Raw genomic sequence first — 11,877 nt, forward strand, 5'->3', positions numbered from 1 at the left:
AGCAGGCCCCGGATCCTGACGGTGGGCCTGTCCACTCGGCCGTTCCGGATACCCCGGTCGTCGGAGCGCTGGGCGTGCTGTCAGCCGAGTGCGACCGGCCCGCGATGGGCCGGTAGGCCGTTCAGCATCCGTGATGCGGCATTCGGGCGATCGCGAACCCGGCCAGGCAGGCGAGCGGGTATGCCAGCAAACGATCCGAAACGTTGCGACTCGCGAGTGCGATAACCGGATCGCCTCGTGCAGGAGACCGAACCATGTCTCGGCCCATCTGTAGATCGCACCTGTCGCGTCGAGATTCGGGGCTGGGCCACGGCGCGGCTCGAACTGTCCGTGGCCCGCAGGCTGGGAGGATCGATGACCTTGCTCGAGCATGGTGGGTTTGCGCGGCCCTGTGTGGTGGGGGAGGTACCGGGGCCACGGTCGCAGGAGTTCCTCGACCGTCAGGGTCGTCGTGAGTCGAACGCTCGGGTGTATCCGCGCCATTTTCCGATTGCTGTCGAGACGGCGTCGGGGAGCTTCGTGCGGGACGTCGACGGGAACGTGTTCATCGACTTCCTGGCCGGCGCCGGCGTGTTGTCGCTGGGGCACAACCATCCCGATCTCGTGCAGGCGGTGATCGATCAGCTCGGCCGTTTCACCCACGGGCTCGATCTGCCGAGCCCCGCGAAGGACGCGTTCACCGAAGCGCAGCTGTCGATGTTGCCGTCGGGTCTGCGTGAGCGGATGAAGGTGCATTTCTGTGGCCCCACGGGGGCCAATGCGGTGGACGCGGCGATCAAGCTGTGCAAGATCGCCACCGGTCGTGGCGATGTCGTGTCGTTCCAAGGCGGATTCCACGGAACGACGCACCTCGGGACGGCAGTGACGGGGGTGGTGGCGAACAAGGGCTCGGTCGCCAACGGGGTGCCAGGAGTGCACTTCTTCCCGTACTCGAACTGTTCGAGTTGCCCGATGGGGCTGGCCCGCGACAGTTGCTCGACCAACTGCATCGGCTTCCTGGAACGATCGCTGCGCGATCCGAACGGTGGCGTTCCGCTGCCGGCCGCGGTGGTCGTGGAGATGGTGCAGGGCGAGGGCGGAGTCGTCCCGGCGGACGACGAGTTCGTTCGCCGGCTGCGCCTGCTGACCCGCGAGCTCGGTGTGCCTCTGGTCGTGGACGAGGTGCAGACCGGATGCGGGCGGACGGGCACGTGGTTCGCCTTCGAGCAGTACGGGATCGAGCCCGACGTCATCGTCGCCTCGAAGGCGCTGAGCGGGATCGGTCAGCCGGTGGCGATCATCCTCTACAACGAGCGGCTCGACGTGTGGGCGCCGGGGGCGCACACCGGAACGTTCCGCGGGAACCAGTTGGCATTCGCGGCCGGTGCCGAGGCCGTGCGCGTGGTGGAGCGCGACGACGTGCTGGGCAACGTCCGGCGTCGAGGTCTCCAGATCGACCGGCGGCTGGGTGAGCTGAGCGGGAACCGCTGGGTTCGCGAGGTGCGGGGCCGGGGCCTGATGTGGGGAGTCGAGCTCAAGGACGCTCCGGGCTCAGCACCGGGAGAGCTTGCGGGGAAGGTGCAGGCCCGGGCGCTTCGTGAGGGCCTCATCGTGGAGCTGGGCGGCCGCAACGACACGGTGGTGCGGATGTTGCCTCCGCTGAACGTGACCGCCGAAGTGGTCGACATGGCGTGCACGATTCTGATCGACGCCATCGAGCACTGCGCGCCGAAGTCCGGACGCCTGCTGAGTCTGGTTCCTGCTCCCGTGAGGGCGCGGACCTGATGGTGCAGCCGGCCCTGGTGTGGAAGTTCGGCGGAACCTCGGTCGCCGATCCGATCCGTCTGCGAGCGGTCGCAGAACGAATGGTCGCCGCCCAGCGGGCAGGTCATCGGATGGTGACGGTGCTCTCGGCCATGGGCGGTTCCACCGATGAGCTCAACAGAATGGCCTACGCGATGTCGTCGCGCCCGCAGCTCCGTGAGCTCGACGCGCTGCTGTCCGTGGGCGAATGCATTTCCTGCGCGCTCGCCGCGCTGGCGGTGCACGATCTGGGATCGCGAGCGGTGTCGTTGACCGGTGCGCAGGCCGGAATTCTGACCGACGCCCACTACGGCAACGCACGATTGCAGGACTTACGCCCGCAACGGATCCTCGACGCCCTCGACACCGGGGCCGTCGTCCTGGTGGCCGGCTATCAGGGGATCTCCCCGTCGGGTGACGTCACGACATTGGGACGCGGCGGTTCGGACGCCTCGGCCGTGGCGATCGCCGCGGCTCTCGGACTGCGCGAATGCGAGATCTTCACCGACGTCGCCGGCGTGTTCTCGGCGGATCCGCGGGTCGTTCCGGATGCGCGGCAGCTGGCCACGATCAGCCGGGAGGAGATGTTGCAGCTCGCCGCTGCGGGTGCGCGGGTTCTCCAGCCTCTCGCGGTGGAGCTCGCCGCTGCCCACGACATCGACATCCACGTGCGGTCGAGCTTCACGACGGCTGCCGGGACCTGGCTGCAGGAGGAGACCGTGTTCGATCAACCCGACATCACCGGGGTGGCACATCGGGAGCGCGAGAGCTTCTACACGGTCTCCGGGGCGTCGCCCGCGGTGATCACCGCGGCCCTGGCCGAGCGCGGTGCGGCCGTCGGCTCGATGGTGCGCGACGGCGACAAGGTGCACATCACGGCCCCCGGGGCGGAGGAGTCCGAGATCGTCGCGGCCCTGTTCGCCGCGGGAGCCCGCGTCCTGGTCCGCGACGACATGGGTTCGGTGAGCATCGTCGGTTCGGGCGTGGGCCGGCGCCCCGGGGTGACCGCACGGGCGCTGCGCACCCTCGAGGCCGAGGGCATCCAGCCCCAGCTGGTGACGAGCACCCCGAGCCGCGTCTCCTTCCACGTGCCGGAACGCACCGTGCACCACGCGGTCCGGCTGCTCCACAAGACGTTCGGTCTTCACCAGGACATCGGCACTGAGCGGAGGCGTGACCGTGTTACGCGATCGGCATCCTGAGACAGGGGTCCCGCCGGAACTGTCCGACCTGGTCCTCGTCGGTGACGAGCCCGGTCGGGGGGTCCGGTGGCGCCCGGGGGAACGTCTGGAGCAGTTGTTCGAGGACCGGTGCGACGAGCTCTCTTCTGCCGGCCGGACGGACCACCTGGCGGTGGACGGGGCCGAGGAGGCGCTGACCTACCCCGAGTTGGACTGTCGCGCCAACCGGCTGGCCCGCTACCTGCTGGATCTGGGCGTCGGCCCGGGTGAGCGGGTGGCGCTGCTGCTCGACGACGCGGTGCGCGCCTACGTCGGCATGCTGGCGGTGCTGAAGGTGGGCGCCGCGTACGTGCCGCTGGATGTGGGCTTCCCGGCCGATCGGCTCGCCTTCATCGTGTCCGACGCCGACGTGGCCGTGGTGTTGTCGCTCGAGCACCTGCGGCCGCACCTGGCGGATGCCGACGCCGAGGTGGTGTGCCTCGACTCGACCGCGGCCGACATCGACGAGTACGACGAACAGCGACTCGATCCCGACGAGCGCGGGGAGTTCGCCGACGGGCCCGCGTACATCATCTACACGTCGGGCTCGACCGGGCGCCCGAAGGGTGTGGCGGTGGCCCACTCGGCCATCTGCAACTTCGTGCGGGTGGCGACCGAGGTGTACGGGTACCGGTCCGACGACCGTGTGTACCAGGGCCTGACCATGGCGTTCGACTTCTCCGTCGAGGAGATCTGGGTGCCGTGGGCGGTCGGTGCGACGCTCGTGCCGAAGCCGTCGGGGTCGAGCTTGCTGGGCGTGGATCTCCACGAGTTCCTCACCGAGCAGCGGGTCACCGCCATGTGTTGCGTGCCCACCCTGTTGGCGACGCTGGACGACGAGTTGCCGGAGGTGCGGTTCCTGCTGGTGTCGGGGGAGGCGTGCCCGCACGACCTGATCGTGCGCTGGTCACGGCCGGGTCGCCGCTTCCTGAACGTGTACGGGCCGACCGAGGCGACGGTGACAGCGACATGGACGGTGCTGGATCCGGACCGGCCGGTGACGATCGGCGGGCCGTTACCCACCTATGCCACGGTCATTCTCGATCCCGAGGATCCGGGGCGGGCGTTGCCGTTCGGTGAGACGGGGGAGATCGGTATCGCCGGGGTGGGCCTGGCGATCGGCTACGTCAACCGCGACGATCTGACGGAGTCGGCGTTCGTCCCGGATTTCCTCGGTGTTCCGGACAATCCGTCCGGGCGGATCTACCGCACGGGCGACCTGGGCCGGGTGAATCCCGACGGGGAGATCGAGTACCTGGGCCGCATCGATCTGCAGGTGAAGATCCGCGGATATCGGATCGAGCTGACCGAGATCGAGTCGGTGCTGCTCGAGGTGCCGGGAATCGCGCAGGCGGTGGTGGACACCTACGAGCCGGCGCACGGCACCGTGGAACTGGTGGGCTACTACAGCCTGCGCCGCGACACCGAGAACGTGGAGCCGGCCGAGGTCCATGCGGCCTTGTCCGAGCGGCTGCCCGCCTACATGGTTCCGGCGTACCTGGAACAGCTCGACGTCATACCGATGACCACGAACGGCAAGGCGGACCGGGAGAACCTGCCCGCGCCGACACAGCGGGGCCTGCGCGTGGCGCGCGAGGTCGTGGAGCCGTCGACCGTGACGCAGCAGGTGCTGGCCGAGCTCATGGCGGAAACCGTGGGCGTCGACCATGTGTCGGCCGACAGCCACTTCTTCGACGATCTCGGCGCCAACTCGCTCCTGATGGCGAAGTTCTGTGGGCGGGTGCGCAAGCGCGACGACCTGCCGTCGATCTCGATCCGTGACGTCTACACGCATCCGACGGTCGCCTCGCTCGCCGCGTCGCTGCCGGAACCGGACGTCGCGCGGCAGCCCGTCTCGGCTGACGACTCGGCATCGGTCCGGCCCGTGGTCCCGGCCAAGTCGCTCGCGGTGAGGGCGAAGCGGGTGAGCACGGCGGGCTACGTGCTGTGCGGCACGCTGCAGCTACTGGCCTTCGTCGCCTCGCTGTGTCTCGGCGGGGTCGTGCTGGAGCGGGGGTTCGACTGGGTGTCGCGAGCCACCGACTGGCAGGGCGCCTACCTGCGCTCGCTCGCGTACGGCGCTGCGGTGTTCGCGGGGTACTGCCTGCTGCCGATCGTGGCGAAATGGCTGCTGATCGGACGCTGGAAGGCCACGGAGTTCCCGATCTGGGGCCTGCGGTACTTCCGCTTCTGGTTGGTCAAGCTGCTCATCCGCGCCAACCCGATGGCCCTCTTCCGCGGCTCGCCGCTCTTCGTCCTGTATCTGCGTGCACTCGGCGCGAAGATCGGGCCCGGCACGACGATCTTCTCCCGCTCCGTTCCCGTCTGCACCGACATGCTGACGATCGGCGCCGGAACGGTGATCCGCGAGAGCGCGGTGGTGCTGGGTTACCGGGCGCAGGCAGGAATGATCCAGATCGGTCCCATCACGCTGGGAAACAACGTCCTGGTGGCGGAGAAGACCGTGCTCGAGATCGGCACGTCCATCGGTGACGGCGCCCAGCTCGGCCATTGTTCGTCGCTGCATCCGGGTCAGCACATTCCGACGGGGCAGGCTTGGCACGGGTCACCCGCGGTGCCCACCGACGTCGACTACCGCGTGATCGCCGAAGCGCGCTGTGGCAAGGTGCGCCGGTTCTGGTACGGCTTCCTGCAGCTGTTCAACGTGCTGCTGCTCGCCCCGCTCGGGCTGGCCGTGCTGGTCGAGGTGGTCTCGGTCGTGCCGTGGACGGTTGAGCTGCTCGGTGAGGGACACCACCGGCTCACCGGCTGGCTGTTCTACGTCGAGGTGCTGGCGGTATCGCTGGTGCTGTTCCTCGGGGCCGCTGTGCTCGGGCTGGTGGGCGTGGCCGTGGTGCCCCGCTTGCTCAGCCGGCTCGTCGTGCCCGGGAAGGTGCACGCGCTCTACGGCTTCCACTACTACGTCCACCGCATGATCCGGCGCCTGACGAACGTGCGGTTCTACCACTCGGTCTTCGGCGACAGCTCCTACATCGTCCACTACCTGAAGTGGCTCGGGTACCGGCTCCCGCGGGTGGTGCAGACCGGCTCGAACTTCGGGTCCGAGCTCGCTCACGACACGCCCTACCTGACGACGGTGGGCGCCGGCACGATGGTGTCCGACGGCCTGACGGTCATGAACGCCGATTACACCAGCACCTCCTTCCGGGTTGCCAAGGCCCAGCTCGGTGAGGACAACTTCCTCGGCAACAGCCTCGCCTTCCCTGTCGGGGCGAAGGTCGGTGACAACTGCCTGCTCGCGACGAAGGCGATGATCCCGATCGGCGGGCCGTTGCGGGAGAACGTCGGGCTGCTCGGGTCGCCGTGCTTCGAGATCCCGCGCTCGGTACAGCGAGACGACGACCTGCGTAAGACGGGGGCGGAGCTGGAGCGCGGGCTCGCCCTCAAGAACCGCTACAACCGGCGGACCATTGTCCTGTTCCTGATGGTGCGATGGTTCCAGACGTTCCTGCTGCTGCTGGTCACCGCCATGGCCGGTGACCTCTACCACCTGTTGGGCCAGTGGGCGGTGGCTGCGGCGCTGCTCCTCGTGATGCTGCTCGCAATCGGCTACTCCACGCTGGTCGAGCGGCTCACCACCGGGTTCCGCGCCCTGAAGCCACGGGTCTGCTCCATCTACGACCCCTACTTCTGGTGGCACGAACGGCACTGGAAGATGCTCGCCGCGCCGCTGTTCAACGGCACGCCCTTCAGGCCGATGATGATGCGGATGCTCGGAGTCAAGGTCGGGCGCCGGGTCTTCGACAACGGGTGCTCGATCCCGGAGAAGACCCTCGCCATCATCGGCGACGAGGCCACGATCAACGAGGGCACGGTCATCCAGTGCCACTCCCTCGAGGACGGTGCCTTCAAGTCCGACCGCACGGTGATCGGTGCACGCTGCACGTTGGGTGTCCAGGCGTTCGTCCACTATGGCGTCACGACGGGCCCGGACTCCGTGATCGACGCCGATTCCTTCCTCATGAAGGGCGAGGAGGTGGCCGCGGGCGCTCGGTGGCGGGGCAACCCCGCCGTCGAGATGCAGGAGGCGACGTTGCGTGCGGTCATCCCGGCTCCGCCGGTGCTGGCGGCCATCGAGACGCCCGTGGCCCCCCTCCCGATGCCGCGCATTCTTCCGGCCGGGGTGGCCGTCGCGGTCTCGATGGCGCTGTCGCTCTCGATCGCGGTGACGGTCGCGCTGGCGAGCACTCCTGACAGGAGGGCCGCCGTCGCGGTGCCACCGGACGGGGCCACGGGCTCCGTCCCGCCGCCCCCGGCGACGGGCGCACAGCCGCAACTGGAGCCCGGGGTGCCACAGCGGCGGACAGAGCCACATGAGACGGTGCCGGACGGCGACGAGATCGCCGTCACGCCCGATCCCGGCGCGGCGAGACAATCGTCACCGGGCTCGGCGCAGTCACTTGGCCCGGGGCGGGCGGTGCAGGGCGCAGCCGTCGAGCGCGCGCGGAACTCGGCGCGGGGACCGATGCCAGAGCAGCCCGCGATCCGCCGGCCCGCGGCCCAGCCTCCGGTGGCCCAGCCGCCGGTGGCGGAGCCTCTTGTGGCGGAGCCGCCAGTAGCGGAGCCTCCTGTGGCCCAGCCTCCCGTGGCCCAGCCGCCTGCAGCGGAGCCGCCTGTGGCGGAGCCGCCAGTAGCGGAACCGCCCGCCGAGCAGCCGCCTGCGGTCGACCCGCCGGTGGTGGAGTCGCCTGCGGCCCTGCCGCCCGTGCTCCGGCCGCCCGCGGTGCAACCGCCGGTCGTCCGGCCTCCTGCGGCACCGCCGTCTGTGGACCAGCCGCCTGCCTCCGAGCCCTCTGCGGTCCGGCTTCCGGCGACGCGGCACCCTGTGAGCCGGCCGCCCTCGGATGTGACGCAGGCGCCCACGTCGAGGTCGCAGCGCCCGCCCCGCGGTGACTCGGGAACGCCGCCGACGCCGTCATCGGCATCGGACACGCCGGACGAGGACGCGTCCACACCTGGCAGTACAGGGCGCTGAGCAGGCCCGACAGGCCGTCCGGCCATCCCGAAGGGGATGGCCGGACTCCGCCATTCCGGGGCCGGACGGGTGAGTGCGCAGATCGCGCAGCTAGATGATATTACTGCTATCTGCGCGAACTCGGGCGAAATACCCGACCGAAATGGGGCCGCATGGGTGAGTATTTGTGTTCTCTTGACCCAGACGGGATCGAAGATCTTCACTGTAACAGCCGGAGCGGGGCGGGGCGATCGTCACAAGGTGTGGGATCTGCGCGCGTTCGGGTTACACTTTTGATGGGGTGGGGGCCAGCCGGGTGAACGCCGATCTGCGGTGAAACACTCAGTGCCGTACCCACGATTTCCCGGATGTCTCTCTCCGACCGCCAGGTTCTCGGGCGCGTCGGCCGGAAGTGCGGATCGCACCGCCAAGCCCGGGACCAGGAGATCGCGCTCGGCGCGATCTGAACCCTGATGAGTGGTCGCACGTAAGGAAGTTGGGTACTTGCACGTTGGGAGGATCGATGACCTTGCTCCGACATGGCGGGTTCGACGCGCCGTGTGTGGTTGGGGATGTGCCGGTTGCGCGATTCGAGACGGAATCTTGGCCAAGTGCTCCAGGTTCCCCGCGCCACCTGTTCATTCCCGATCTCGGGAGCGATGTAGGTCACTGTGAGGATCTTTCTTCCGACTGGTCGGAGCGGCTCTGCGATGAGCTCCCCGGAGCCTGCGCCGAAATGGTCGGCTTCCTGCGCAAGGAGCCCGCGTAGTGGGAGAGTCGACGGAGGTCCTGACAGACGTCGTGGCCGAATCCCTCACCGCCGTGGGTGGGTCGCTGACCACCGCCCACGGCGGCTACGCCGAGTCGTTGACCAGCACCGAACGTGGCCTTGCCAGCGTGCTGGCGGACGTCATGCATGTCGATCGGGTGCCGGTCGACAGCCACTTCTTCGATGATCTGGGTGCCGACTCGCTGGTGATGGCGCACTTCTGTGCCCGGGTGAGAAAACGGGCGGACCTGCCGTCGGTGTCGATAAAGGACGTCTACCGGAACCAGACGGTGCGGAGTCTGGCAAAGGCGGTCACCCCGGATGCGCCGGATCCGGTCGTCACCTGGCTGCCAACCGTTACGACGCCTGTCGCGAAGGTCGATCCGGCCGTGCTTCCGGTGTCGGCGCCGGCCGCTGCGAAACCGGCGAGCAGGACCGAGTACGTCTTCTGTGCGGCGCTGCAGCTGTTGACCTTTCTGGCATATTCGTACCTCGCCGCGATCGTCACCGACGAGGGCTATCTCTGGATCTCGGCGGCGCCGAGTCTGGGCGATATCTACCTGCGGTCGGTCGAGTTCGGCACCGTTGCTGTGATTTGCCTGTGTCTTCTGCCGGTCGTGGCGAAATGGCTGATCATCGGTCGTTGGAAGCCTAGTGAGATTCGGGTGTGGAGCCTGGGGTACGTCCGCTTCTGGATCGTCAAGACGCTGGTCCGGTCGAACCCGCTGCTCCTGTTCATCGGGGGTCGCTCGCGCATGAGCACGACCTCGCCGCTCTACAACATGTATCTGCGGGCGCTGGGTGCGAAGGTCGGACGAGGCGCCGCGATCTTTTCTCGGAACATGCCCGTCTGTACCGACATGCTCACCATCGGCGATGGTGCAGTGGTTCGTAAGGACGTGTTCTTCAACGGGTACCGCGCCTACGCCGGCGTGATCCAGACGGGGGCGATCACCCTCGGGAAGGACGCGTTCGTCGGCGAGATGACGGTGCTCGACATCAACACCGCGGTGGGCGATGGCGCGCAGGTCGGCCACGCCTCCTCCCTGCAGAGCGGGCAGGTCGTGCCGGATGGCGAGAGCTGGTCCGGGTCGCCGGCGCAGCTGATCGGGGAGGACTACCGGGTGGCGCCCGTGCCGGGGCACTCCAGCGCCCGGAGGTTCATGTTCGGTCTCACGCAGGTGCTGAAAGTGCTCCTCGTGGGCATGCCTCTTGTGGTCGGCGGCCTGGTGCTGCTGCTCGCCGAGGTGCCGGCGCTCAACACGCTCATGGATGGGGACCCCGCCGCCTTCACGAGCTGGTGGTTCCACCGCGACGCCCTGATCTTCTCGACCGCTCTGTTCCTCGGCCTGATGATCTTCGGGCTCCTGTTCGTGGGCACCGTCCCGCGCCTGCTGAACAAGTTGATCGAGCCGGGCAAGGTCTACCGCCTCTACGGCTTCCGCGCCTCCGCCCACCGGTTGATCGCACGGACGACCAACGTGCGGTTCTTCACAACGCTCTTCGGTGACACCTCGTACATCGTCAACTACCTCCGATGGATCGGGTACAAGCTGACGCCGGTCGTGCAGACCGGGTGCAACTTCGGCATGGAGGTGAAGTCGGAGAACCCGTTCGTGACCTCGGTCGGTAGCGGCACGGTGGTCGCCGACGGACTGTCGATCATGAATGCCGACTACTCGAGCACGTCCTTCCGGGTGTTACCGGCTTCGATCGGTTCGAACAACTTCATCGGAAACTGGGTCGTTTATCCCGCGCACGGCAGGACCGGCGACAACTGCCTCCTCGCGACCAAGGTCGCAATCCCCGTCGACGGTGCGGTTCGGGCGAATACGGGCGTTCTCGGATCGAACAGCTTCGAGATTCCCCGATCGGTGCAGCGGGACACTCGGATGGCCCACCTCAAACGGGGTCAGCAGCGCCGCGCCGTCGCCGCGAAGAACCGTTACGACATTGCCAGTATGGGATTGTTCTTGGTTGCGCGGTGGTTCCTCTTCTACGTGATCTCCCTCGTCCTGTTGACCACCGCGGACCTCTATGGATCGTTCGGTGCAGCAGTGATCGCGGGCGCCGGTGTGCTCACCCTGCTGTTCGGGATCTTCTACCTCGTGCTGGTGGAGCGTGCCGTGAGTCACTTCCAACGGCTCCGGCCCCGGTACTGCTCGATCTACGACTCGTACTTCTGGTGGCACGAGCGCTTCTGGAAGCTGTCGGTGAACCCGAAGGTGCTGGACGGCACACCGTTCAAGAACGTTGTCTGGCGGCTTCTCGGGGTGCGCCTCGGGGCGCGCGTTTTCGACGACGGCTGCGCAATCATCGAGAAGACCCTCACTACGGTCGGTGACGGTTGCACGCTCAATGCCGGAAGCCGGTTGCAGAGCCACTCGCAGGAGGACGGCGCCTTCAAGTCCGATCACATCACGATCGGCGCCGGAAGCACGCTCGGGGTCGGTTCCTTGGTCCACTACGGAGTAACGATGGGGGAGGGTGCGGTTCTCGCCCCGGATTCCTTCTTGATGAAGGGCGAGGACGTCCCGTCGTGTGCCCGTTGGGGCGGAAATCCCGCCCGGGAGATTGATGACAATCGCGCCACCGTCCAGGTTGGCGGAAAGTGACACCGTGACCACGGTGCGTGAAGGGAAGGCTGGAATGGGAATGCCAGCGGAGGGCAGCCGGGATTACTGGCGTGGGGTGCTCGTCGCCGGTGGGTTCACGGCGATCCCGCGGTGGACCCTGGACTCGGCGCCGGGCGTCGCCGAGCACGAGGTGCCGGTTCCTGACGAGCTCGTGACCGCCATGCGCGGCCTCGCGGGCGAGCAGGCTGTATCGCTCGGTTCGGTGCTGCTGGCCGCGCATGTCAAGGTGCTCGCGGCGCTGTCGGGCGAGCAGGAGGTCGTCACCGGCTACGTCGCTGCAGGCGGCAGACCGCTGCCGTGCAGGCTCACGACGGAGTCGGGCTCGTGGCGGACCCTTCTCGTGGACGCGCACCGAGTCGAGACGGACCTGGAGGCGCACAAGGACTTCCCGGTCGATGAGCTGCGCGGCGAGCTGGGCCTGTCCGAGCCGCCCTTCGAGACCGTGCTCGACCCGGCGGGCGCCGGCGGCGACCTCGCCGCGGACACCGTGTTGTG

The 11,877-nt window shown here is 68.0% G+C and carries 4 protein-coding genes and 1 pseudogene; all 5 read left to right on the plus strand.

The annotated features are described in order from the left end of the window. Window positions 1–354: 354 nt before the first annotated feature. A complete protein-coding gene (locus MMF94_RS09955) occupies window positions 355–1,764 on the plus strand; it encodes an aspartate aminotransferase family protein (protein WP_241036014.1) in 1,410 nt (469 codons plus the stop codon). Then, the gene (locus MMF94_RS09960) at window positions 1,764–2,984 is read left to right on the plus strand and encodes an aspartate kinase (protein ID WP_241036015.1); all 1,221 of its coding nucleotides are present in this window, start codon (window positions 1,764–1,766) and stop codon (window positions 2,982–2,984) included. Before MMF94_RS09955 ends, MMF94_RS09960 begins: the two co-directional genes overlap by 1 nt. After that, window positions 2,956–7,998, plus strand: coding sequence for a Pls/PosA family non-ribosomal peptide synthetase (locus MMF94_RS09965; RefSeq protein ID WP_241036016.1), 5,043 nt, complete (start codon window positions 2,956–2,958; stop codon window positions 7,996–7,998). Before MMF94_RS09960 ends, MMF94_RS09965 begins: the two co-directional genes overlap by 29 nt. Window positions 7,999–8,745: 747 nt before the next feature. Beyond that, window positions 8,746–11,361 carry a Pls/PosA family non-ribosomal peptide synthetase gene (locus tag MMF94_RS09970; protein WP_241036017.1) on the plus strand — a complete coding sequence of 872 codons (2,616 nt, stop codon included), beginning with the start codon at window positions 8,746–8,748 and terminating at the stop codon, window positions 11,359–11,361. 34 nt (window positions 11,362–11,395) lie between these two features. Beyond that, window positions 11,396–11,877, plus strand: a pseudogene (locus tag MMF94_RS09975) (non-ribosomal peptide synthetase); the annotation flags it as partial.

This window comes from Pseudonocardia alaniniphila (assembly GCF_022524485.1).
In the GTDB taxonomy this organism is placed as follows: Bacteria; Actinomycetota; Actinomycetes; order Mycobacteriales; family Pseudonocardiaceae; genus Pseudonocardia; species Pseudonocardia alaniniphila.

Coding starts and splice junctions, on each gene's coding strand:
- MMF94_RS09955 (WP_241036014.1), top strand. CDS start 355: ATGACCTTGCTCGAGCATGGTGGGTTTGCGCGGCCCTGTGTGGTGGGG.
- MMF94_RS09960 (WP_241036015.1), top strand. CDS start 1,764: ATGGTGCAGCCGGCCCTGGTGTGGAAGTTCGGCGGAACCTCGGTCGCC.